The sequence below is a fragment of the Nocardia sp. NPDC003979 genome, from assembly GCF_053605015.1.
The window spans coordinates 161701-185253 of record NZ_JBSGIJ010000002.1 but is presented as its reverse complement, the minus strand read 5'-3'; the positions used below and the strand labels follow the sequence as shown (position 1 = coordinate 185253).

The 23553-nt window shown below is 69.2% G+C and carries 21 protein-coding genes; 2 read left to right on the top strand and 19 right to left on the bottom strand.

Annotated elements, in window-relative coordinates; all coding sequences use genetic code 11:
- Positions 1-111: 111 nt before the first annotated feature.
- On the bottom strand, positions 112-756 hold the full coding sequence (locus tag ACWEVR_RS04490; RefSeq protein ID WP_452465811.1) for a hypothetical protein: 645 nt from the start codon (positions 754-756) through the stop codon (positions 112-114).
- A 76-nt stretch (positions 757-832) separates the two neighbouring features.
- Positions 833-2107 (bottom strand): histidine--tRNA ligase, encoded by a 1275-nt coding sequence (gene hisS, locus ACWEVR_RS04485; protein WP_452465810.1) that lies wholly within the window; start codon positions 2105-2107, stop codon positions 833-835.
- A gap of 85 nt (positions 2108-2192) precedes the next feature.
- On the opposite strand from hisS, the gene ACWEVR_RS04480 reads away from it, so the two are divergent.
- Both ACWEVR_RS04480 and ACWEVR_RS04475 read left to right on the top strand, forming a co-directional pair.
- Positions 2193-3086, top strand: coding sequence for a peptidylprolyl isomerase (locus ACWEVR_RS04480; RefSeq protein ID WP_452465809.1), 894 nt, complete (start codon positions 2193-2195; stop codon positions 3084-3086).
- A gap of 107 nt (positions 3087-3193) precedes the next feature.
- Entirely contained in the window at positions 3194-3751 is a 558-nt protein-coding gene (locus ACWEVR_RS04475; RefSeq protein ID WP_452465808.1) for a hypothetical protein, read from the top strand.
- Positions 3752-3787: 36 nt separating this feature from the next.
- Here ACWEVR_RS04475 and ACWEVR_RS04470 read toward each other — a convergent pair whose 3' ends face one another.
- The 17 genes from ACWEVR_RS04470 to ACWEVR_RS04390 all read right to left on the bottom strand — a co-directional run bounded on the left by ACWEVR_RS04470 (position 3788) and on the right by ACWEVR_RS04390 (position 23406).
- Entirely contained in the window at positions 3788-4207 is a 420-nt protein-coding gene (locus ACWEVR_RS04470) for a DUF4913 domain-containing protein (protein WP_225280601.1), read from the bottom strand.
- A complete protein-coding gene (locus ACWEVR_RS04465; RefSeq protein WP_452465807.1) occupies positions 4204-6042 on the bottom strand; it encodes a type IV secretory system conjugative DNA transfer family protein in 1839 nt (612 codons plus the stop codon). The genes ACWEVR_RS04470 and ACWEVR_RS04465 overlap by 4 nt, the downstream gene beginning before the upstream one ends.
- A 35-nt stretch (positions 6043-6077) precedes the next feature.
- The gene (locus ACWEVR_RS04460) at positions 6078-6659 is read right to left on the bottom strand and encodes a hypothetical protein (RefSeq protein ID WP_245655216.1); all 582 of its coding nucleotides are present in this window, start codon (positions 6657-6659) and stop codon (positions 6078-6080) included.
- Positions 6656-8305, bottom strand: coding sequence for a peptidoglycan DD-metalloendopeptidase family protein (locus tag ACWEVR_RS04455; protein WP_452465806.1), 1650 nt, complete (start codon positions 8303-8305; stop codon positions 6656-6658). Before ACWEVR_RS04455 ends, ACWEVR_RS04460 begins: the two co-directional genes overlap by 4 nt.
- Before the next feature lie 61 nt (positions 8306-8366).
- Positions 8367-8675, bottom strand: a complete 309-nt coding sequence (locus ACWEVR_RS04450) for a transposase (RefSeq protein WP_067493524.1) — start codon at positions 8673-8675, stop codon at positions 8367-8369.
- Positions 8672-11122 carry a hypothetical protein gene (locus ACWEVR_RS04445; RefSeq protein WP_452465805.1) on the bottom strand — a complete coding sequence of 817 codons (2451 nt, stop codon included), beginning with the start codon at positions 11120-11122 and terminating at the stop codon, positions 8672-8674. The genes ACWEVR_RS04450 and ACWEVR_RS04445 overlap by 4 nt, the downstream gene beginning before the upstream one ends.
- A 7-nt stretch (positions 11123-11129) precedes the next feature.
- Complete coding sequence (locus tag ACWEVR_RS04440; protein WP_067493522.1) at positions 11130-12626, bottom strand: SCO6880 family protein; 1497 nt, start codon at positions 12624-12626, stop codon at positions 11130-11132.
- Positions 12623-14026: a hypothetical protein gene (locus ACWEVR_RS04435; RefSeq protein ID WP_452465804.1), complete on the bottom strand. Its 1404-nt coding sequence runs from the start codon at positions 14024-14026 to the stop codon at positions 12623-12625. Before ACWEVR_RS04435 ends, ACWEVR_RS04440 begins: the two co-directional genes overlap by 4 nt.
- 53 nt (positions 14027-14079) lie before the next feature.
- Positions 14080-14895, bottom strand: coding sequence for a hypothetical protein (locus tag ACWEVR_RS04430; protein WP_067493520.1), 816 nt, complete (start codon positions 14893-14895; stop codon positions 14080-14082).
- Entirely contained in the window at positions 14892-15497 is a 606-nt protein-coding gene (locus ACWEVR_RS04425) for a hypothetical protein (RefSeq protein WP_452465803.1), read from the bottom strand. Before ACWEVR_RS04425 ends, ACWEVR_RS04430 begins: the two co-directional genes overlap by 4 nt.
- Positions 15498-15522: 25 nt before the next feature.
- Positions 15523-15777 (bottom strand): hypothetical protein, encoded by a 255-nt coding sequence (locus tag ACWEVR_RS04420; protein WP_067493516.1) that lies wholly within the window; start codon positions 15775-15777, stop codon positions 15523-15525.
- Positions 15777-16070 (bottom strand): hypothetical protein, encoded by a 294-nt coding sequence (locus ACWEVR_RS04415; protein WP_067493819.1) that lies wholly within the window; start codon positions 16068-16070, stop codon positions 15777-15779. The genes ACWEVR_RS04420 and ACWEVR_RS04415 overlap by 1 nt, the downstream gene beginning before the upstream one ends.
- Before the next feature lie 94 nt (positions 16071-16164).
- Positions 16165-16815, bottom strand: coding sequence for a hypothetical protein (locus ACWEVR_RS04410; RefSeq protein ID WP_452465802.1), 651 nt, complete (start codon positions 16813-16815; stop codon positions 16165-16167).
- The gene (locus ACWEVR_RS04405; protein ID WP_356984133.1) at positions 16812-17666 is read right to left on the bottom strand and encodes a MinD/ParA family ATP-binding protein; all 855 of its coding nucleotides are present in this window, start codon (positions 17664-17666) and stop codon (positions 16812-16814) included. The genes ACWEVR_RS04410 and ACWEVR_RS04405 overlap by 4 nt, the downstream gene beginning before the upstream one ends.
- 11 nt (positions 17667-17677) lie before the next feature.
- On the bottom strand, positions 17678-19024 hold the full coding sequence (locus ACWEVR_RS04400) for a hypothetical protein (RefSeq protein ID WP_452465801.1): 1347 nt from the start codon (positions 19022-19024) through the stop codon (positions 17678-17680).
- A 54-nt stretch (positions 19025-19078) separates the two neighbouring features.
- Complete coding sequence (locus ACWEVR_RS04395) at positions 19079-20677, bottom strand: cutinase family protein (protein ID WP_452466149.1); 1599 nt, start codon at positions 20675-20677, stop codon at positions 19079-19081.
- 359 nt (positions 20678-21036) lie between these two features.
- A complete protein-coding gene (locus ACWEVR_RS04390) occupies positions 21037-23406 on the bottom strand; it encodes a RelA/SpoT family protein (protein WP_452465800.1) in 2370 nt (789 codons plus the stop codon).
- Positions 23407-23553 lie beyond the last annotated feature (147 nt).

The following is a 23553-nucleotide window of genomic DNA, read 5'->3' as shown; positions in this document are numbered from 1 at the left end:
TTCGTCAGCACCCTCGGTGGCTAGAACCGCTCGGCACTTGCGAATCAGTCAGCACCACCACGGACCCGGATCAGGTCGGCTGCTTGCGAATCCGCGGGCGCCACCGCCGACTCAAACCAGTTCGGCTACTTGCGAATCCGTGAGGACCACCGGCGACACAGCATCCTGTGCGCGTACCAGGCGGACACCGCGGTACAGCGGTCGTTCGTCGAGGCCGGCGTCGCGGGCTTCTGCCCGCAGCTGGGCGACCAGGACCTCGGAGATCGCGACGGCGGCGGCCAACGGCGCCGAGGCCAGGGCGTCGGCCAGTTTGCGCAGACCCAGCAGGTGCAGTTCGCGTCCGCTGCCCGAATCGGTGTACATGGCCAGCGGCACCAGTTGGGTATCCTCGCCCGCCGTCACGCGCAGGACGATGCGGCTGAGCCGGCCGGGGAACACCAGCAGTTGCGCGCCGGAGGCTTCGGCGAGGTCGATCCGACGCGCACCGACGAGACGATGAGCGTGGATCACGGTGCCGTCCAACCACATCCGCCTGCGCTTGAACGCCATCGCGTACGCGAGCGTGGGGACCGCGACGATCAGGCCGAGCAGGACGGCGTAGGCCCAGCTCAACCAGATCGAGGTCACCAGCATCACGACGACGCCGACGGCGAACGCGCCGAGCGAGAGTTTGCGCAGCATCGGGGCGAAAACCTCGGGTGCGACCAGGTCGATGCCGATCGGTTCCGTCGCCGGTCGCCCGGAATCCCCGCTCACCACAGTCCCTCTCACCGCCGCCGGCCCGCCCGGCGTGGGGCGCGGTCAGATTACCGCGCCCCGTGCACGCCGTCTGCTAGCGGCCGAGACCCGCTCGCAGAACCCCGACGACCTCACCGAGCGGCACCTGGCGTTGGTCGCCGGTGGCCATCTCCTTGACGCCGATCTCGTCGGTCTCGAGATCGCGGTCGCCCAGGACCAGCGTGAACTTCGCGCCGGACCGGTCGGCACCCTTCATGGCGCCCTTCATACCGCGCCCACCGTAGGCCAGGTCGACGCTGATGCCCGCGCCACGCAGCTCACCGGCCAGCGTGACCATCCGCGCCTTGGCCGCGTCACCGAGGGCGACGCCGTAGACCTGGCAGCGCGCCGGATCGGCGGCCGACTTGCCCTCGGCCGCCAGCGCGAGCACGGTCCGGTCGACACCGATACCGAAGCCGATACCCGACAGCGGCTGCCCGCCGAGCTCGGCCATCAGCCCGTCGTAGCGTCCGCCACCACCGATGCCCGACTGGGCGCCGAGCTGGTCGTGCACGAACTCGAAGGTGGTCTTGGTGTAGTAGTCCAGGCCGCGAACCATGCGCGGGTTCACCACGTACGGCACGCCCAGAGCGTCGAGGTGGGCGAGCACCTGCTCGAAGTGGGCCTTGGCCGACTCCGACAGGTGGTCGATCATCAGCGGCGCGTCGGCGGTGAGTTCGCGGACCTCCGGACGCTTGTCGTCGAGCACACGCAGCGGGTTGATCTCGGCGCGGCGGCGGGTCTCCTCGTCCAACGGCAGGTCGAACAGGAACTGCTGCAACAACTCTCGGTACTGCGGGCGGCAGGTCTCGTCGCCGAGGGAGGTGATCTCCAGGCGGAACCCGTCCAGGCCGAGCGCCCGGAAACCGGCGTCGGCGACGGCGATCACCTCGGCGTCGAGCGCCGGATCGTCCACCCCGATCGCCTCGATACCCACCTGCTGCAGCTGCCGGTACCGACCGGCCTGCGGCCGCTCGTACCGGAAGAACGGTCCCGCGTAGCACAGCTTGATCGGCAGCTGACCGCTCTTGTCGAGCCCGTGCTCGATCACCGCCCGCATCACGCCCGCGGTGCCCTCGGGCCGCAGGGTGAAGCTCTCGCCCTTGCGGTCGGCGAAGGTCCACATCTCCTTGCTGACCACGTCCGTCGACTCGCCGACACCCCTGGCGAACAGGGCGGTCAGCTCGAATATCGGCAGCTCGATGTGCCCGTACCCGGCCAGTCGGGCGGCATGAACCAACCCGTCGCGCACGGCGACGAACTCGGCCGAACCGGGCGGCACGTAATCCGGAACCCCCTTCGGGGCACTGAAGCTGCTGGTCTTGGTCACGATCACCCAGTTTTCCCCACGGGCGCCCCCCGCGTCCAACCGGTTACCCTCTAGGCGAACCTGACGACACGGGAGGAACGCGGTAGTGCCGAGTAACGAACAGCGACGGGCGGCGGCCAAGCGCAAGCTGGAGCGCCAGCTGGCACGACGGGCCGAGCAGGAGAAGAAGCGCAAGCGCCTGACGATCGCCGGGTCGGTGCTCGGCGTGATCGTGGTCGCGGCCGCGGGCGTCGGGGTGTACTTCCTCACCAAGGGCGACGACTCGCCCTCGGCGAACGCCGAGTCGTCGTCGGCGGTGCCGACGACCACGTTCGTCAACACGCCGCTCGACCTACCCGCACCGCCACCGCCTGCCCCCAAGCCGGCGACGGTCGACTGCTCGTACCCGGCCGACGCCGAGCCGCCCGCCAAGCCGGTGACGGCGCCCGCGGTGACCTCGGTGGCCACCGGCGGTCCCGAGGTGAAACTGTCGATCGACTCCACCCAGGGCCCGATCGGCCTGTCACTGAACAGCGCGCAGGCGCCGTGCTCGGTGAACTCGCTCGTGAGCCTGGCCCAGCAGGGTTACTTCGACAAGACCAGCTGCCATCGCATCGTGGCCAGCCCCGGTTTCGGCATCCTGCAGTGCGGTGACCCGACGGCCACCGGCTCGGGCGGCCCCGGCTACAGCTTCGACAACGAGTACCCCACCGATCTGTACCCGAACGGTGACCCTGCGCTGAGCCAGCCGGTGAACTACAAGCGCGGCGTGATCGCCATGGCCAACGCGGGAATCTCCCCCGAGGGCAAGGGCACCAACGGCAGCCAGTTCTTCCTGGTCTTCGGCGACACCGAACTGCCCCCGAAGTACACCATTCTCGGCACCATCGACGAGGGCCTGGCCACCTTGGACAAGGTCGCGGGCGCGGGCGTCGAGGGTGGCGCCCAGGACGGCGGCCCGGCGATGCCGATCTCGTTCAACACCGTCAAGGTGAGCTGACACCCCAGCTACCACGACACGGGCCGGACGCCTCGGGTGTCCGGCCCGTTCGTCGTTTTCAGGGTAGGCTCAGATGTCCACTTCCACAGCGGCATCGGGGAGCAGTCATGGCGGAACTCGACGACATCGGCAGCGAAACGGCGGCGATGATGCGCACCATGCTGCAGATGGCCACCCTGGTCGCCCTCAAGTCGCGCGAACACGGTCAGAAAGAGGCCGAGTCCCGCGCCAAGGCGATCGAGGCGAAGATGAAGGAAGCGCGCGAACTGCAGATTCGCGAGGCGCGCGACCTCAAGGCCAAGGACCCGCGCAATATCGAGCTCAAGCAGATGATGACGATGGGTCAGACCAAAACGCAGGAGAAGGGCCTGTCGTTGCAGAAGGACCCGTCCTCACCCTTCGCCACGAGTTCGGCCGCCGCGACAGCGACCAAGACGGTGGAGGCGCCGCAGCTCGGGTACGACTCGACCGAACGTCGTGCCGCCATCGCAGCGCATCTGCAGCGGGCCGGTGTGGCACCGGAATTGAGTCAGGTACGGATGCTCATGGAGATGAGCCAGGGCATTTCGCCCGAGGAAGCGCTGCGGATACGCGACGCGCCGACCCGCCACGTGGGGACCCGTGAGCGCGGGATCGAGTCGCGCGGGATCGAGCGCGGCCGCTGACCCGGGGCGGTCACCGCCCCGGACCGTCGACACGGTTCACGACGCGGAGGGGTCGCCCTTCTCCCACGCGCTGCGCGGAACGTGGGCGAATTGCTGATCGTCCGTCGGGTTCTCCACGGGCAGCGATTTCAGCATTTCCTTGTGCCCGTTGCGGACACTGCAGTACTTGAACGGCCCACGCGGATCGAACAGTTTCGTCATGTGCGGGTCGGCGTGGTCGAGGAACCACACGCTCAGACCCGTGCCGCCCTTCTGCCGGTAGAACTCCCATGCCTGCCACAGCGCGAGCAGACGCACGGCGGCCTCCGGGTGGCGCCACCATTCCGGGCACCACACCGTATCGCTGATATCGGTAACCTGCCGCCGATAGATCTCACTGAGATACTCGTTCACGAACGACACCAGATCGGCGTAGGCGTAGTCCTGCGTCTCCGGATTCGATTCCTGGTCGTTCACAGCGGCTTGACCTCCTCGATTTCACCGATCTCATCCGGTGGCGGATTGTTCTTCGACAGTGTTGTGGGGGCCTGGGCGCTGAGCACCAAATCGTCGATGCGGGTCTTGCGGGTCGGGTCGTTGTCCTCGATCGAGCGCCGGACCGCGTCGGCGTATTCCGATTCCCACCACGGCACGGTGCGCACGAGCACCGCGGGCTGACCGGAGGTGAACACCACTGCCCGGCCACGCGGCAGGGTGGCCAGCCCCTGGGCGGTGAAGGTGACCGACGAGCTCAGCGAGCGCGAGTAGCTCTTGCTGTTGCCCGACTGCGACACCGACGCCGAGATGGAGTCGTACTCGCCGATCGCCTCGGACCGATCACGCAGGAACGCCATGTCGTCGACACCGCTGCCGAGCACCTTGATGTTGGCGGCCGACCACAGCGCGTTCATCCCGTCCGCACCCCAGCAGCGCGCACCCTGCGCCCAGGACTGCAGCACCGTCATCACCACGATGCCGCGCGAACCGAAGTGGCTGTACTGCTTGGGCAGGTCTTTCCAACGCACCACGTTGGCGGCTTCGTCGAGGACGGCGAGCAGCGGGATCGGCAGCCGCCCGCCGGACGACATCGCCGCCTTGCGCATGGCCACATCGATCACGGCTTCGGTGAGGGCGCTCACCAGCGGCGCCGCCGATCCTCGACCTTCGAGCGAGAGGCAGTACAGCGTGCCGTTGCGTTCGATGAACTCGAGCTCGTCGAACTGCATCCGGTCGCTGCCGCCGCGGGTGATCCACGGGTGCACATTGGACAGCTGCAGGCAGCGGATCATCTTCTTCGCCGTGCCGAAAATGCCACTCTTGGTGCGCTGTTCGGCGTTGTACTGCATGGCGAGACCGGCAGCGGTGAAGTCGTGACCCGCGTCGCGCAAGTGTTGGATCGGTTCGCTGTTCTGTGAGTCGGTGACCCATTCCCACACCTGGGTGATCGGCCTGCCCGCGATCGCGGCGGCGAGGAACAGCCCGGCCAGCAGATCTTCGGCCTCGGGGTCGAAGAAGTTGTCACCGGTGTCGGCGCCACCGGATTCGGCGTCGGCGAAGTGCCCGGCCAGCCGGGCGGCCCGCATTTCGCAGCCTTCGCGCCGGAAATCGACCCAGGCCAGCGGGTCCCAGAACCAGGTCGCGCGTTCGCCTGCCACACCCTGCGGGTCGAACACGAACGTCGCGCTGCCCTTGGCCTCGCGGACATTGCGGGTGGCGTCCACGACGTCACGTTTGTTGGACGTGGTGAGTACCGGGCCGATGGCGGACAGGATCGCCGGGATCACCCGCGACGTCGACTTGCCCTGGCGGGGACCCCAAATATCGAGGTGCAGATCTTCGTAGGAACCGTAGAGCGGCGTCCCGTCGGCTACGGCGACACCGATCGGCACACCGGGCGCGTCGTTGGTGCCGAGCCGCACTCCGAGGTCCTTGGCTTTCTGCCGCACCCCTTCCTCGGTGATCGAGGCGATCGCACTCCCACTACCCATGTAGTCGGCCTTGTCGTCGATCGCCAGACGCCCGGCGACCGCCCGCTTCTTCATCTGCTTGCGGATGTAGAAGTACGCGAAGATCGCCGCGATCACCAGCAGCACGATCACCGTCGACGCGCGCGGCCAGTGCAGTTTGCCCCGGGCGAGGTCGGCCACCACCGCGATCGGGTTGACCGGCACGTTCTGCGGCTGCACCGACAGGGCGTTGCCCAGGTGCAGGGCGGCGGCGAGGACGCCGAGCGTCGCGAAGCCGACCACGATCAGGATGAGCGTCGTGTCGGGCCCGACCGCGGCCGGGTCCTTCACCTTTTTCTTCGCCACGTGTGCCTCCTCGAGGACCTTGTCGGATATGGATCTCAGCGGAATCCGTCGAGGCGCCAGCCTTGCGGCGTCTGCACCACGGTCGCGATGACCGTGCTCGGCGGTAGGTCTTCGGTGCGCCCGTCCGGGTAGACGACGGTCTGCTCGATGCCGATCTTGAACTGCGTCACGGCCGGGTCGGCGCTCGGCGGTGCCTTCTCCCCCGAGGCGAAGGTGAAAGCCGTCACCTCCGCCTTCGCCTTCGCCCAATCGGCCCATTGCAGCGACGGTTTCGGTGCCGCCGTGCCGGTCGGTGCGTCAAGCATACGTAACATGCTCGGCCCCAGCCATTTTCGCGCACGTGCCAGCGAATCACCGGGTTCCTCGGTGACCGGGTGCCAGGTGTACACCTCGCGCAACGCCACCACCGCTACCCCGTCGGGAGTGGTCGGGTCGACGGTGGCCGCGGCCTCGAGCAGCCGGGTGGTCGAACTCGCCTGTGGGCGCGCGGGATCGGCGTCGCCACCGCAGGCGACGAGCACCGTACTCAGAAACGCCACGAGCATCACCGCCGGGGTCGTGCGGATTCGTGTTGTCTTCCACCAGGTTATCCCTGGTCGGGCCGCCCGTGTGGTCACACAACCCTCCTCGCCCGCGCGTCACCGGGCATCGCCACCTCGACGACGCCGCCGCCACTGCGTCCGCTCGGCGCGACGGCCTGGATCACCTGGCCGTTGCCGGCGTAGATCCCCACCTGCGCCGGTCCCTGCGGTCGGAAATCACTGAACACCAGGTCGCCCACCGAGATTCGCCCGAGCGGCACCTCCGTGCCCGCCTCCCACTGTTGTTCGGCGGTGCGCGGCAGGTCCACCTCGCCCGCCGTCGCCGCGAACACCGCCGCGGCCGTCAGACCAGGGGCGTCGAATCCGCCGCCGCTCGGCCCCTGCGGACCGCCGCCACCCCACACGTACGGCACTCCGAGCCAGTCGTGGGCGGCCTCGGTGATCTGTGGTCCCTCGGCGCCGGGTTCGCGGGTGAACCGGCCCTGCGCGCCCGGTGCCCGGTATTGCGGTTCCATCGCCAGGATGTTGGTGACGTACGGCCGGGTCTCGGAGTAGTGCGCCGCATACCGATTCGGCATCCCGCCCGAGGCCAGCACCGCGCCCTCACCGGCGTTGTAGCCGGCGAGGGTGAGGGCGGCCAGGTCGCCGGAGACCTTGCCCTGCGCGATCCAGCCCGCGATCTTGTGGGCGATGGCGCACATGTAGCGGGCCTGGCCGATGATGGCGTCGCCGTCGTCCCACACGCTGGCGGTGCCGTTGCCGTCGGCGTCGATGATGTAGGGCTGCCCGTCGTCGGGGTTGATACTCACCGCTGTGCCGGGCAGGAACTGGGCCAGGCCCTGCGCGCCTGCCGGTGAGGTGAGCCCGCGCCGGAAACCCGACTCCTGCTTGGCCTGCGCGGCCAGCAGCGAGGAGGAGATCTCCGGGCAGACGGTGCCCGCGCGCCGGTACCAGATCTCCAGCTCGGCGGGCACTTTCCCGTCGGCGAGCAGGCCGCCCGCGCTGCCGAATCCGCGCACACAACTCGGGTCGTTCGAAAAGGCGCGTGCCCCACCGACATCGGGGGTCGGCGCGCCGTCGAGCCACGGCATCGGGTCGATCTGGCGACCACCGGTGAAGCGACCACCCGGCACGATCTCGAAATGCAGGTGGGGACCGCTCGATTCGCCCGCCGAACCGACCATGCCGATCGGCTGGCCGGCGGTGACGGTGTCACCGGTACGCACCTTCACGCCGTGATCCCACATGTGCCCGTAGACCGCGGAGTAGGCGCGGCCGTTGTAGTCGACCGAGTCGACGACGATCCAGTTCCCGAACCCCGACGCGGGCCCGGCGGCGACGACCCGGCCGTCGGACACCGAATAGATCGTGGTCCCGTCGGCGGCGGCCATGTCGATGCCCTTGTGCCCGCCGCCGCGGGAACCGAACACATCGGAGATGGTGAAGGTGCCGACCTCCATCGGCAGCGTGCGCCGCAGCGGGCCGACCCCGGCCGCGAGCGACGGTGTGCCGGTGACGGTCGCGTTCGTGGTCGTCGCCGCGGTGGTGGCGCCCGCGCGGGTGTCGGCGCCGAGTTCGGGCAGCGTCGGCGCCGAGGAGCCGACCAGCACGTCACCGGTCTCGCAGGTCTCGTCCGAGGACGGCAACACGATCACCAGCACCATGGCCACCAGCCCGATGACCGCGCCGAAGACGCCGATGATCATCGAGCGGGCGTTCATCGGCCACCGCCCCGGGTTGCGCGCCGGGCGGCGAGGACAGGCTCGTCCGCCGCGGCGGTGTTCACGTGCGGCGCCGGGTTTCGTTGAGCGTGTCGGCGAGCGTGCGGTTCATCTCGGCGGCGGCGGCCAGCTGTTGCTGCAGCAGCACCACTTTGCGGCGCAACGCGGTGGCGTCCATCCGGTCCAGGCTCGGCCCCTCGGCCGCGCGCACCCAGTTGCGCACCGAGTTCGCGTGCACGCCGATCTGTTCGGCGACCACCCGGCACGCCTCGGACTCGCTGCGCAGCTTGTCGGTGAGCGCGATGACCTGTTCGACGGCGGCGTTGCGCACCTCGGGCGAGACGCGGCGGTAGGACCGGTGCGGCATCATGGCTGGTCCTCCTCCGGTGCCTGACCTCTCGGGTGGTCGCCGAACTCGCTGAACCGCTGGTTCGTGTCGTGGATTCCGCTTTCTTTCTCCGACACCGTGAACTCCATGTGGAAGGGGATGCCGGGACGGCGATCCTCACCGATCTTCAGCAGAAACTTGCCGGTACCCGGCGGCGACGGCCGCTGCTGGCCCGGTTTGAGCGCCTCACCGGTGAGCGCCTGCGGCGCCGACCATCCGGTGACCATCTCCTGTTCGGCGGCCGTGAACGGCACCGTCGAATCCAGTCGCGAGATCTCCTCGGCGGGCAGGGCGCCGAAGATCTTGGCGCGGGCGCGTTCCAGGAAGCCGATGGCCTTGGCGATGGCGGCATCCGAACCCAGCGCCTGCAGGTCCTTGATGGTGTGGCTGATCATGATCAGCGCGGTCGCCAGACCACGTTGCAGACGCGTCAGCTCGTCGACGCGGTCGACCATGAAGTCGCCGAGCCCGAGCACCTGCCACAACTCGTCCATCACCACCTGGAAGTAGCGCTGCGGGCCGAGTTTCGCGTCGGCGAGCACGTGCGCCGCCTCCACGGAGGCGAATCCGTCGGCCCAGCAGGCCAGCATCACGGCGGCTTTGAGCTTCTTGTCGCCGGTGGGGATGTGGGACACGTCGATGCACACGGCGACGGCGCCGGTGTCGATGGGCACGCTGGTCTGGCCGTTGAAGATGGCGCCGAACGGGCCCTGGGTGAGCGCGCGCAGCGAGCGGCGCAGATGTTTGATGGCGTGGGCGTATTCGTCCTCGTCGTCGGCGCCCGCGTCGAGCATGAGCTCCGGCCCACCCGCGACGATCACCTCGAGGAGGTTCTCCATGATCGGCGGTTTGTCCGGGGCGTAGCCGCTACCCGGCTGGTACAGGATGCGCAGGGCGGTGGCGATGAGCGTTTCTTCGAAGTCCGCCACCCGGGCGCCGCGGACCAGTTCCACCAGACCCGCGATCAGGGTGACCTGCCGGGCGCGCAGATCCTGGAGTACCTGCAGTTGCAGCGCCGGGAATTCCTCGAGGCGTGGCACCACCGAGCCGAGTACACCGGCCGCCAGGGGGTTGAGTTTGCCGTGCCCGTAGCCGAGGTCGATCACCTGGCCGCCGACGAGTTCGACCATCTTGCGGTAGTCGGGTTTCACGTCGGCCAGGATCAGCGGGGTGATGCCCTGGGCGATGCCGCCGAGCACGATCCGGCGCACCAGCGAGGACTTACCGAAACCGTTGAGGCCCAACACGAAAAGGCTCGGCGCGGTGATGAAACTGCCGCGCATGAACCAGTTCATCGGGTCGAAGCACACCGGGGCGCCGGTGTGCAGGTGCGAACCGAGCGGGGTGCCGATCAGTGGTGCGCCCGCGCCGACGGACCACGGCCACAGGCCCGCGACCTGCGCGGTGGTCGCCCGGTACTCCACGGGGCGGCCGACGACATTCATCTTGCCGCCGCCCGCGCCCGAGTAGCCCCGGTCGGTCAATTCGGCGGTCGTACGGTCGAATCCGTCCTTGACGACGGCTTCGGAGCGGGCCTGGGCGTTGTTTCGGCGCAGGTCGTCGGTGTGGATACGGAAGGTGGCCCAGGCCGCGCGCAGACCCGACTGTTCGCGCGCGATCATCTCGTAGCGGGCGCGGGTGGCGTCGTCGAGGAGTGCCGGACCTTGGCGGCGTTCGGGTTTGGCCTTCGACCGTGCCGAACGACCCGCGCCCATCGCGCGATCGGCCGCGTCGTCGGGACGCAGGGCCTTGGCGGGCCGCGCGGCCTTGGTCGGACGCTGCTTCTTCGTCGGCTTCGGCGCTGACCGCTTCGGGCGGCGTGGCGAATCACCCTGCGGGCGTTCGTGTTCCAGCCGTGGTCCGTGGTCCTCGTCGCGCAATCCGCCGAGTGGGCGCCGTTCGGCGTCACGCCGCGGACCACGCTCCCCCGCCCCGCGCCGGTCACCACGACCGCCGCCGCGGACATCCTCGCGACGGCCACGCGAATCCTCACCGCGCCCACGCATGTCGTCACCACGCCCGCGCGAATCGCCACTACGGCCGCGCAGGTCGTCGCCGTGAACGCGTGGGTCGTCACCGCGCCCGCGCAGATCGTCACCACGGCCACGCGGGTCGTCGCCGCGGCGTCCGCGCACGTCGTCGCCCGACGGTCGCCGCTGACCTGCGCCACGACCTCGCTCGCGGTCGGACCGTGCCGGATCCTCGCGCGATCCGCGCTCCCCCGACGACCGCTCGTCATCCGTGCGGGAACCCCGCGACGGGTCGTCGCGGTCGGTGCGCTCGTCGAGGCCGAGCACGTCGTCGCTCACGCGCGACGTGCTCCCCGCGGGGCGTGGCTCGCGTTCGCCGCGGATGCGTGGTGGCCGGTGGACCGGGCGCAACGCGATGTCGTCGCGGTCGCGCACCGGGGGTTCGTAGTCGCGTCCCATGATCGCCTCACCCCGCCAATGCCTTCGGAATGGTCGCGTGTTCGGGCAGGATCACACCGCAACCGAGAGAGGCCGCGAATGCCGCGGACTGGTACCGGTAGCACCGGCGGATCTTGAGGCGAGCCTGCGTCGACAGGTCGCGCGTGATGGCCTCGATGCGCGGCAGGTCACCGCGCAGCGGTTCGGTGATGGTCACCAGGGCGCCGAAGCGGGTGACACCGTGGCCGCGCGCCTGTTCCTCGCGCGCCTGCTGGGTCGCGCCGACGCGCAGCGTGGCCGCCGCCGACACCACACCGCGTTCGCTCTGCTGGGCGACGAGCGCGTTCTTGAAGTCGTCGTCGACGATCTCGGCGGCGTCGGCGGCCGAATGCGGCCGGTAGACGATCGCGATGCGTTTGCGTGGCACTTCGGGATTCGGCGCGAGCAACCGCTGCAACACCCGTTCGTCGACCGCGCCTTCCGGTGCGGCGTCCATCTCCCAGGTCACCGAGCGGCCGCCGTCGTGGATGAAGTGGTCCCACTTCTCGTCGTAGGACACCGGGCCCGCGTCGTCCCAGCCGAGGCCGTGCCCGCCGGGGTCGGCGGCGGCCACCTCGAGGTCGGCCTGGGAAGCCGGGTCGTAGCTGCGCCGGATGAAGGAGATGACCTCCTCGGCCGACATCGGCTGCGCCCGCACGCCCGCCTCGGCCAGCGCCGCGCAGATACCGGGCAGCCGTCGCCCGATCTCCACGGCCTCCTCGGCCGGGTTCTTGCGGCGTTCGGCGGTGGTCGCCTTGAATGTGATCGCCACGCGCGGCAGCAGTTGCACACGCTCCTGCGGCAATTCGGTGGCCAGCTCGTACATCACCTGCTGGGCCAGGTCGGGGGCTTCCGGGCGGGTGATAGTGGAGACCTCGTTGAGCAGGCGGTTACCGGTCTCGGGCACCGTGTCGATCACCGGCACCACCGCGACGATGTCGCTGGTCTGGCCCACCGACGCCAGGAACGTGCCCCAGGCGGCGACCCAGCGGTCGATCACCGGCTGGTCGACCGCCTCGTGTCCCTGCGGCCAGGCGCGCAGCACCACCGTGTACTGCGCGAACGCGGGCAGGTGGATCATGCCGAAGTGGTAGCCGCCCGCGTCGATGCCCTCGTAGAGCTTCGACGGGGCGAGCAGACCGGGGAGTTTCGTGACGCCGCCGGGGATCCGGGAGAACCGGCCACCGCGGTACACGTGCTCGCCGTTGCGGCGCGAGCGCATCCAGTTGAACATCATCAGTCCCGTCTCATAGCCCGAACGGCCCCCCGTCCGCCACACCAGCGGCACCATCACCAGCGCGCCGAGGCCGCCGACGATGAAACCCCATTTGAATCCGCCGACCATCGCACAGACCAGTGCCGTGATCACCACGACGAAACCGATGACGGTCTCTTCCCAGCGCAGGCCGAAAAGGCCTGCGCTGCGCGGTTTCTGCCACAGGCCGTAGGAGCGGCGCTCGTAGGTGTCGGTCGCGGAGGTGCTCATCGCGGAATCGTGCTCCTGCCGAGGTCGGGTGAACGGTTGGCCCAGCGGTCACCGGCCACGTCGCCTGCCCGTTCGTCGGCGCGGGCGGTGGAGGCCGCCGCGGCCCGGGCGGCGGCCATGTTGCGGGCCGCGCCTGAGGGCACCGAACCCGAACTGGCCGGTGGCGGCGCGGAACCGCCACCACGGGGCGGCGGCGTGGGTCGCGGAGCGCCGCCGCGCTGGGCGGCCGCGCCACCGGCCCCGCCTGCCTGGTTGCCGAAATAGCCTGCCGTGCCCGGCGCCGCGACGGGTCGCGCGGCCACGGCCTTGGTGCCGACCGCGCCGAGCGCCATCGCACCGAGCGCCACACCGCCGGTGGCGATCAGACCCGAGCCGCCGGTACCGACGGTGGCCACGGCGGGCGCGACCAGACGCATCAGCGCGGGCAGCACGAACGCCACGCTGCACAGCAGCACCAGCGCGACCAGCATCCGCTGGGCGTCCTCACCGCTGGGCAGCCCACCCGAGGCGGTGGTCTCGTCGGCATGCCCCGCCGTGGTGAACGCGATCATGTACACGATCGCCGCCACCGGTTTGAACAGCATGAACGCGATGATCCAGCCGACAAGTTTCTGATACGACTGCTTGCCCGTACTGGTCGCCGACGCCGCCGCGGCCAGCGGCAGCACCCCCGCCGCGACCACGAGCAGACCTTGGCGCACGATGGCGAGCACGATCTGGGCGAGCGCGCCGAGCAGGCCGACGATCGCGATGATCAGTACGAGACCCGGCGAAAACGCTTGCAGCTTCGAGGTTTTCACCATCAGCTCGGCCATGTTCTTGGCGTTGCCGCCGGTGGCGTCGGCGATGATCCACTCGGAGAACTTGTCCGAGGCGCGCGTACCCGCCACGATCACCGCGCCGAGCATCCACGAACTGAACACCACGCGGGCGAACAGCCGGAACGACTCGGCGGCCTCGCTCACGGCCGCCCCACGTCTGGCCTCGGCCAATCTGCCACCGGTGATGATGACCGAGGCGATCAACAGCAATATCTGGATCTGATACGTGTAGTCGTTGATCTTGGTGAACAACGCGCCCGAGTCGCTCACCGCCTCGTTGGGCACCTTCATCCAGAAGGTCAGGGCCAGGATCAGCGCCTCACCGAGACCCTTCATCAGCGAGTCGACCACCTTGCCGAAGGTGGAGTCCCACGCCTTGTCCTTGACCGCCGTCGCGGCATCACCCGGATGCGTGGCGGCATTGCCCGCCTTGCAGACCGCCGACGCGGCATCACCCAGCGAGACACCGGGAATGGCGACGCTGTCGAGCGTGTCGTGCAGTTCGTTGCACGCCTCGTCGAAGCCGTAGGTCTGACCGTAGGCCACGGTCGGGGTCGCGATCATCACGGTGAAGATCACCGCGAATATTGTGACTATCCGCCTCAGCATTGTCGGCACCCCTCGATGGTTGGTCACCATGTCGTCCACCCCGCCAGCGATTCCACGTATTCGGTCCGGTTGTTGGTGGTGGTCGACGGTTTCAGCCGCCAATCACCGTCGTCCCACACCACGATCAGCCGCATGGCCGCGTACAGCTGTTTACCGTCGACCACCGGACCGCGCGAGGCCAGTCGCACGATCGCCATGTCGTCGGCGTAGTCATCGATGCGGAAGGCGTCGGAGGCGACGAAGTAGCGCGTCACCTTCTCCGGCTGCTGCTCGGGCAGTTTGTCGGCGGCCAGCGCCGAGTCGTAGGCGGCCAGCTGGGTGGAGCTCACCCGCAGCTGCGTCACGTACAGGTCGCGATCGGCGGGCCTGGCGTTGAGCCGGTAGGTGATCTGCGCGGCGGCCAGCGCGGCACCCTGCGGGGTGTGCGCGTAGCCCACGGCCAGCCCGGCCTCGATCCGCGACGGTCCGTCGGAGGTGGAGAACGGCACCGACGCGCCGTAGACCCGTTGCCATCCGTGCGGTTTCGTGGTGCCCGCCGGGGCGGCGGTGAGCCAGTCCGGGTCGTCGGGTGTGCGCCGCGTGCTCGGGTCCTGGGCCAGCGGTTGCCCGGCCGGGTTGTTGGGGACGTCGACGCGCCTGCCGAACAGGTCGACCTCCGGTTCGGCGAAGCCCGTACCGCCCGCCGCCTGCGGTGGCGGCGGACCGGCGTCGATCTCCCCCTCACCGCTACTGGTGAAGTACACGACCGCGCCGACGACCAGGATGAGGGCGAGCAGGGCACCGGAGGCGATCATGCCGAACGACGCGCGGTCGCGCGTCGACGCCTCCTTCTCGCTCACTGCGGTGCCTCCAATGTCACGATGTCGGGTGGTAATTCGTCGATCGCGTCGACGGGTCGGGTGGTGGACTCCGGGTCGGGTAAGCGCAGTCGCCAGTCTTGTCCGTACCAGCTCACCGCGGTGTGGTTCACCGCGCGGGAACTGTCCGAGTACTCGGTGTAAACGTCCACACGGGCCTGCTCGTCACGGTATTCGGTGATTTTGTAACCCAACAATTTCGGCGCGTACTCGGGCGCGGCGGGCCCGGTGATCGACAGCTGCACCCGGTTGATCGCCCACTCGTCGCGTGCCGGTCCGGGGACCAGGCCCCGGTTGACGACGGTGGCCCAGTCGTCGTCGGGTGCCACCGACAGCCGGATGGTGTGGGTGAGTGCGGCCAGCCCCGCCCCGCGCGGCGAGTGCTCGAATCCGGTCGCGGCGCCCTGCTGTACCTGGGTGGGCCCCTGATCGGCGTGGGGCAGGGCGATGCCCTGGTAGTGCTGCCAGCGCACGCCGGTCGGTGCCGAGGACAGGTCGGGGCCCGCGTCCTGCTCACCGCAACCCGCTGCGGCGGTGAGCAGGGCGATACCGACCAGCACCGGTCGTGTCACTGTGGAATTCATGGTCGTGCCTTCGTCGTCCGCTGCCTCACGCCGGCAGGAATGCCAGCGCGATCGCCGACGCGGTGCTGGCGACCGCGGCGCCGATCAGGCTCATGAGCACACCGTGTGAGGCATCGTTGACGGCGAGGTCGCTGCGGAACGCGATCCACAGCCGACCCGCCGACAGGATCATCCAGGCCAGGCACGACAGCAGCACGAACCACAGCAGCCAGTTGAGCAACTGCATCAGCGGCGCGAGCACGTCGGCCGGGATCTGTTTGTAGGCGAGCACGGCGATCACTAACCGATGACCGCATTCATGATCGTGCCCGCGCTGGTGGCGACGACACCGCCGATCATCGCGCCTGCGACCATCTTCGGCGACTCGAGGCCGCCGCCGGTCCAGCGCTCCCACGCGAACTTGCCGCCCGCGTAGGTGATGCCGCAGATACCCGACAGCAGCACGAACCAGGTGAGGTATCGCACCAGCTGCAGGATTTTCTCCGAGCCGGGAGGAGCTTCCGGGGTCGGGTTACCGACCTGGGCAAGCACGGTGCCGTACGTGTCCTGCACGGCGAGGAGGAGCATGCTCATCGGGTGCCTTTCTCCCACTGTAAAGGTGTTGTGCCACAAACACTTCGACGCCGACACACGTTTGTACACCACAGACGGCCGACGCGCCCGGCCGTCATGATCGACCCCGCTGCGCCGCCGAGGAGATCGGCGAACCGAGGCTCGTCCTGATGGCGGCGACCAGATCGGTTCCCAGCTCACCGATCTCGATCGGGACCTCTTCGAGCGGGTCCGGCCTGCGCTTGCGGGCCACCACCTCGTCGCCCGGGGACCACACCGGCAGTGCCTCGGATTCGACGAGAGTCCATTCCTCGATCCACGGCACCTGCCAGACGTGCCCGGCCAGCGAACCGACCACATCGCGGTAGCGGCGGATCTCGGCGGGCATCCGCCCGGGCCGCGCGGCGACGGTGATCAGGCCGAGCACCAGCGACGGACCGGCCAGCCCGGCGTGATGCTGGCGCAGCAGATCGTGGGCACGGGTGAGTCCCGAGATGGTCTCGCGCGCAACGAGCACCACGTAGGGCGATTCCCGGTCGAAGACACCCGGCCAGCGGCCACGGGCGTCCGCGGCGGGCGCGAGGACATGCGCGAGCGTGGTGGCGCCTGCCCCACCGTGCACGCCGAGCAACCAGACCAGCGGCGCCCGTCCCACCCCCGGGACCGGGCGCTCCCAGATCTTGGCGCGCAACGATTCAGGCGGCGCGACGACACCGGCGGGCGCGTCCGGTTCACGACGACGACGTAGATTCATAGCTGCCGTCATGATGCCACTCCCGCGAGCAAGCTCCCATATGCCGCACGCGTCGCCTCGGCGAGCTCGCTGTGGCGAACCAGTTCGCCGCGCGCCAGATGCGGGTCGTAGGGGATCTCGACGACCTCACGCACCCACCCCGACAGGTGCTCGCGCAAATGCTCCGCAACGCGCGAATCGTCCTGCGAATACTGGTGGGAGACAACGATGGTGGTGTCGGCCACGACGCCCGCGCCGTCGTCGCCGTAGTGGTCGTCGAGCCATTCCAGGGTCACCCGCAGGCGGTTGGCGGCGTCGACCCGGGCCGGAATCGTCAGGACGAGCGCGATATCGGCGTCGTCGAGCAGGGGGCGCAGTTGCCGTCCGGCAATCGGATTGCCACCGTCGTAGACGGCGGTGTATCCACCGGCGTCCAATGCCCTGGCGACAGTGAGATATGTCGCGCGCCGCCGTAGCGGGGTCGCGTCGCGCCAGAGCAGCCCGAATCCGGAGGTGGACCGCGACAGGCAGTCCTCGATCGGCGCCGGTTCGTCGTCGCCGCGCCCGTAGACCCACGACTGCAGGTTCACCGGGTGCAGGTGTTTGTCGGCGCCGCGCAGGGCGAGGTCGCTGCCCGCGGCGGTGGCGTCGACGGCGACGGTCACCGCACCGTCGATCGCCGAGGCGGCGGCCAGGCCGAGTGTGGTTGTCGTGGTGCCCGCACCGCCGCAGCCGCCGACGACGAGGATCGGCCTGCGTGCCCCGCCGGAACGGGCTCCGCCCCTGCGCCGCAATCGCACCACCGGAGCCGGATCACGCGCGAGGTCGTCCGACGGGTCCCCCTCGGGGGCCTCGTCGAGCCATCGGCTCCAGTCGTCTGTCATCGCCTTGCTCCTTACCCTGCCGCGATGCCCGCGATGAGCGTGCGATCGCCGACGCGCGTCGTTCGCACCAACTGCTTGGTGTAGGTGGCCGGCGCCCCCGCGGGCCGGAATTCGGTGACCTCCACGGTGTACCGCTCGGGGGCGACGGTGGTGATCCGCACGCAGTGCGTCGTGCCGACCGGGATGGAATCGATGCCGCGCTGGATCACCGCGGCCGAGGACACCTCGGCGTCGGGGGTGACAACCGCGCGCGCCTCGGCACCCGATCGGGTCACGTAGTAGGCGTACTGGAAGGCGAGCACCGCGTCGGGACCGGAGCCCGTGCCGCCGGGTTCGGCGCTGCGGACCACGAGTTCGGTGCGTTCGGTCGGGCAGGCGCCGCCGGCGTCGGCGGTGAGGTTGCCCGCCGTGAAGTGCAGCGGGGTGGCAGGCTGCGCGGCGTGGGTGCTGCCGCGTCCGAACAGCAGGAACATCACACCGGTCGCGGCCACCACCAGCACCAGCACGGCGATCGCGAGCACGACCCACGAGCGGTTACGCTGCCGGGCCCGCCGTGCGCGCAGGGCGCCGGAGGGTTCGAGCACATGCGCCTCGTCGTAGTCGTCGGCAGTGTCGGCCCACGGGAACTGGACGAGTTCGGCGTCGTAGTCGTCGTCGGGACCTGGTGCGTGTTCCACCCAGTCCGACCAGCCGCCGGTGAATTCGCTGCGCCGCGCGGCGTGTTCAGCCAGGGGCACCGGTTCGGGCACGTAGGGCCGCGTTTCCATGATCGGCGCCTGCTCGCGCTCTTGCGCGTAGTAGTCGACGGCCGGTTCCTCGCGGGGAGTCGTGTGGTCCGCGAGCGATTCGGAATCGTCCGCGGCGAAGCGCGCCTGGTCCCGATCGGCGGCGACGAACGAGTCGCGCTCGCGCGTCCGGAATTCGGCGATCGGGGCGGGATGGTGCTCAGCGTGCCGATCCGGAGCAGGATCCTGCCCCTGCCGCGGGCCCTCGGTACGTGGCGTGGGGTCGAACCCGGCTCGGCGGTCCTCGGCACGCACCGGCGTTTCCTGCTCCGCCGAGCGCGGTGCCGGGTCGGCACCCGGGTCCGATTTGGTGAAGTCGCGGGCGGTGAAGTCCTCGGCGGAGGCTTCGTCGACTTCGGGCGCCGGCTTGGTCCAAGGCTGTCCGGAGCGCTCGACGGGCGTGGCCGGGTGGTCGGCCGTCGGGATGCGCTCGGGGCGCTGCGAATATCGGGCGGGGGCCTCGTCGTCGCCCGCCACCTGCTCGGTGGTGTCCTGGCGCGCAGGGTCGGCCGTGTCGGTTTCCGGCTCCAGCGCCGAGTACCAGCGCGACAGTTCGTTGTACGACTTCAACATTCCCCCCTTTCCGCTACGCCGGGCACATGGATTCGCATCGATACCTCTCGGTACTCAGTTCACTGAGAACAGTCTGGTAGGTGATGGTTCGGGTGTCGCGGCAGGCGGAGTCGTCGCGCCGCCGGATGAGGCGCCATCGGCTCCTGTCCCGAACGGAAATTGTCCCCCATGACCGGGTTTCGATGGCGTAGGCTCGCCGGTTCGGCTGGTGAACAGGCCGGGGTCGGGCGTGTCGGGCCCGCCGAGCGGTGTCGCGCCGCGCCCGGAGGTTGCCGCGGCGTCGCGGGCGATCGCGGCGAACCAGTCGGCCACGTACTGGGTGGGCGTCGCGCCCTGGGCACCGACCCCGATCTGGGAGTAGGCGACGTGACGCTGCATGGAGTCCCAGTAGCGCACCCAGGTGGTCACGTCCAGCAGTTCCCGGTTGTCGGTGATGTTCTGCGCCACCGCCGTGAAGGCCTCGTTCACCAGGCGTACGCCGGTGGTCGGCGGGATCAGTTGCGCGACGGCGCCGACGAGCTTCGTCCCGAGCAGCGTGAGCCCGGCCAGCGGGTTAGACAGTGCCGCCGTGGCAAGTTCGGCGATGCTCGCCGGCGTGAGCACGGTCTTCACCACGGTCGCGACGGAGTTGAGGCCGATCATGCCCACCTTCAGCAGCGCCTGGAAGGCGGCGTTCACGTCGAGGGTGGCGCGCGGGTCGGCGGCGTCGGCGAGACGCTGGGAGATCGACTTCTTCGGCGAGAGCGAGACATCGGCCAGCGTGCTGCCCGAGATGTCCTCGTTCACCACGGTCGAGGCGGTTTTGATCGAGGTGAAGGCCAGCGCCTGCGCGATCGAGACCAGCGAACCGATGGGGTCGCCGCCGGACAGCTTCACCTGACTCACCAGACTGGTGACCGCCCGCATGAGTGGCGCGTTCTGCGGTGCGTCGCACGCGAGATCGCCTGTGGCACAGAAGCTTGCGACGCGACCCGTGAGTTTGCCGTAGTCGCCCGCCCGGTCGTGGCGGGAACCGAGCCCGCCGCCGGGGGCCGGGGCCTGACGAACCTCGCCGAGGTCGGCGACAGCGGTGCCCTCGGTGCCGGGAGCGGCGAGCGGGGTGGCGCGGTCGGGTGCGCCCGGGAACAGCGGCGCGTTCTCGCCCCGGGTCGGATCGGCGAACAGCGCGACCGCGGCGACCTTGTCGGCGGGGAGCACACCGGTGCCGGACCCGACCTCCTGCGCGAACAGCGACGCCACATGGGCGCCTTGCGAATACCCCACCACGGCGATGCGCGAGTCCGGGCACCGCTGAGCTACCTGCGTGGCCATCGACCGCAACCGCTCGAGGCCCCCGTCGACCGATTCGGTGTAGGGCACGGCTCCGCCGGGAACGGCACCGCCGAAGCCCGCCTCGTAGGGGACGTAGGCGCGGTCGACGAGTCCCGGTTCGGCGGCCGCGGCGAACAACGGCCGGAAGAGGGTGCTCAACATGCCGGTGTCGGTGCTCGGCGCGGCATCGGGCGAGGACTCCCCCGTGCCCTGAATTCCCAAGGCGTACAACGCAGGACAGGCATCGATGGCCACGCGTGTCGACGGTGCGACGGGGGTGACCTCTTCCGCGGCGGCCACCCCCGCCGACACCGACGCCGAGGCAACGGTGATCGCGATCATCGTCACCGTGAGTCGTGTCGTGCACCGAGCCATATCGATCCGCATCACAGTCCGTTTCGGCTGACCAGTGGAACGTTGAAACGCAGTAAACCGTAACAGATTCCGACTTACCGAACCCCTGCCCAAACAGGCCCTTCCGCTGCCCCAGCAAACCCTCGCGCGCCAGCTAATCTTCAGCCATCCGGCCTGCGAGACCCCGCCGATGAGCTGGTCAGGCCATGTCGGTAACCCCGTGACCTCGCGAGCACATGGGTAACTCACCGGGTACGGGCCAATTCCTCACGCACCCGAGTCCGGCCGCCGACGCGACGCCAGGCGCACCTGAGTCCGGCCAGAAGTCGCGGGGAGGCGGGACAGCGTCAGGCTGCTGAGGTTACGCGGTAGACGTCATACACACCTTCGACATTGCGCACCACATTGAGCAGATGACCCAGGTGTTTCGGGTCGCCCATCTCGAAGGTGAATTTGCTGATCGCCACCCGGTCGCCGTGGGTGGCCACCGACGCCGACAGGATGTTGACCTTCTCGTCGGCGAGCACCTTGGTGACGTCGGAGAGCAGCCGGGTGCGATCCAGCGCCTCGATCTGGATCGCCACGAGGAACACCGACGACGGCGACGGCGCCCACTCCACGTCGATGATCCGTTCGGACTGCGACTGCAGCGAGCCCGCGTTGGTGCAGTCGGTGCGGTGCACGCTCACCGCACCACCACGGGTCACGAAGCCCATGATCTCGTCACCTGGTACGGGCGTGCAGCATTTCGCGAGCTTGGCGACGGTGCCGGGGGCGCCGGGGATGAGCACGCCCGCGTCGCCGGTGACCCGCTGTCTGCTCGGCGTGGTCGACGGCGTGGACCGTTCGGCCAGCTCGTTCTCCACATCGCCGATGCCACCGAGCTGGGCCATGAGCCGCTGCACCACGTGGTGCGCCGACACCTGATGTTCGCCGACGGCGGTGTAGAGGGTGGAGATGTCGGTGTAGTGCAGTTCGTGCGCCACCGCGGTCATCGCGTCGACGCTCATCAGCCGTTGCAGCGGCAGCCCGACGCGGCGGACCTCCTTGGAGATCTGCTCCTTGCCGCTCTCGAGTGCCTCCTCGCGCCGTTCCTTGGCAAACCACTGGCGAATCTTGGCCTTCGCGCGGGGCGAGACCACGAAGTTCTGCCAGTCGCGGCTGGGTCCGGCGTTCTGCGCCTTGGAGGTGAAGACCTCGACGACCTCGCCGTTCTCGAGCTGACGTTCCAGCGCGACGAGCCTGCCGTTGACGCGGGCACCGATGCACTTGTGGCCCACCTCGGTGTGCACCGCGTAGGCGAAGTCGACCGGCGTCGATTTCTGCGGGAGCGTGATCACGTCGCCCTTGGGCGTGAACACGAAGATCTCCGGCGACTTCAGGTCGAAGCGCAGCGACTCGAGGAACTCGGCCGGGTCGGCGGCCTCACGCTGCCAGTCGAGCAGCTGACGCATCCACGCCATGTCGTCGACCTCGGCGGCGTCACCGGAGTGCTTGCCCTTGGTCTCCTTGTAGCGCCAGTGCGCGGCGATGCCGAACTCGGCGGTCCGGTGCATGTCGTGGGTGCGGATCTGCACCTCGAGTGGCTTGCCGTCGGGACCGACGACGGTGGTGTGCAGCGACTGGTAGACGCCGTAGCGCGGCTGGGCGATGTAGTCCTTGAACCGGCCCGCCATCGGCTGCCACAGCGAGTGCACCACGCCGACGGCGGCGTAGCAGTCGCGGACCTCCTCGCACAGGATGCGCATGCCGACCAGGTCGTGGATGTCGTCGAAGTCTTTGCCCTTGACGATCATCTTCTGATAGATCGACCAGTAGTGCTTGGGCCGTCCCTCGACGACGGCGTTGATCCGCGACGCGGCGAGAGTGTTGACGATCTCGGCGCGCACCTTCGCCAGGTAGGTGTCGCGCGAGGGGGCCCGGTCGGCGACCAAGCGCACGATCTCGTCGTACTTCTTGGGGTGCAGGATCGCGAACGCGAGGTCCTCGAGCTCCCACTTGACCGTGGCCATCCCGAGCCGATGCGCCAGCGGCGCGATGACTTCGAGGGTTTCCTTGGCCTTCTTGGCCTGCTTCTCCGGCGGCAGGAAACGCATGGTCCGCATGTTGTGCAGCCGGTCGGCCACCTTGATCACCAGCACGCGCGGATCGCGGGCCATCGCGATGATCATCTTGCGGATGGTCTCGGCCTCGGCGGCCGCGCCGAGGTTGACCTTGTCGAGCTTGGTCACGCCGTCGACGAGGTGGGCGACTTCCTGGCCGAATTCCTCTTTGAGCTGGTCCAGCGAGTAGCCGGTGTCCTCGACGGTGTCGTGCAGCAGGGCCGCGACCAGGGTCGTGGTGTCCATGCCGAGTTCGGCGAGGATGTTGGCGACCGCGAGCGGATGGGTGATGTACGGGTCACCCGACTTGCGGAACTGCTTGGCGTGGCGTTCGTCGGCCACGTCGAAGGCGCGCTGCAACAGCGCGAGATTGGCCTTCGGGTACAGCTCCCGGTGCACCGTCGCGAGGGGTTCGAGCACGGGCTTGACCGCCGCGATCCCGCGCTGACCGGTCATCCGCCTGGCCAGCCGGGCACGCACGCGCCGTGATGCCGAACTGGGCACCGAGGCGGTGGGCGATTGCTTCGCGGGTTCGGGCTTGCCCTGGGCACCAGCGGTTGGCGCGGCGTCGGTGGACCCCTGCCCAACCTTCGCCTCGCCGAGTTGTCGAGTCATGCCACCACCTCTCACGCCGCATTCGACCTTGTCAGCCGACTGCTGCAACCGCCCGGACCACCAACTTTAGTCCCCACACCGACCTGGTGTTCGATTCCCCGGGGTCACAGACACGCGACGGTAGTACGACGCTCCGACACGAACCGA

Coding starts and splice junctions, on each gene's coding strand:
- ACWEVR_RS04475 (WP_452465808.1), top strand. CDS start 3,194: ATGGCGGAACTCGACGACATCGGCAGCGAAACGGCGGCGATGATGCGC.
- ACWEVR_RS04455 (WP_452465806.1), bottom strand. CDS start 8,305: ATGAACGCCCGCTCGATGATCATCGGCGTCTTCGGCGCGGTCATCGGG.
- ACWEVR_RS04410 (WP_452465802.1), bottom strand. CDS start 16,815: ATGACGGCAGCTATGAATCTACGTCGTCGTCGTGAACCGGACGCGCCC.
- ACWEVR_RS04415 (WP_067493819.1), bottom strand. CDS start 16,070: ATGAGCATGCTCCTCCTCGCCGTGCAGGACACGTACGGCACCGTGCTT.
- ACWEVR_RS04400 (WP_452465801.1), bottom strand. CDS start 19,024: ATGTTGAAGTCGTACAACGAACTGTCGCGCTGGTACTCGGCGCTGGAG.
- ACWEVR_RS04440 (WP_067493522.1), bottom strand. CDS start 12,626: ATGAGCACCTCCGCGACCGACACCTACGAGCGCCGCTCCTACGGCCTG.
- ACWEVR_RS04390 (WP_452465800.1), bottom strand. CDS start 23,406: ATGACTCGACAACTCGGCGAGGCGAAGGTTGGGCAGGGGTCCACCGAC.
- ACWEVR_RS04405 (WP_356984133.1), bottom strand. CDS start 17,666: ATGACAGACGACTGGAGCCGATGGCTCGACGAGGCCCCCGAGGGGGAC.
- ACWEVR_RS04425 (WP_452465803.1), bottom strand. CDS start 15,497: ATGAATTCCACAGTGACACGACCGGTGCTGGTCGGTATCGCCCTGCTC.
- ACWEVR_RS04445 (WP_452465805.1), bottom strand. CDS start 11,122: ATGGGACGCGACTACGAACCCCCGGTGCGCGACCGCGACGACATCGCG.
- ACWEVR_RS04395 (WP_452466149.1), bottom strand. CDS start 20,677: ATGATCGCGATCACCGTTGCCTCGGCGTCGGTGTCGGCGGGGGTGGCC.
- ACWEVR_RS04450 (WP_067493524.1), bottom strand. CDS start 8,675: ATGATGCCGCACCGGTCCTACCGCCGCGTCTCGCCCGAGGTGCGCAAC.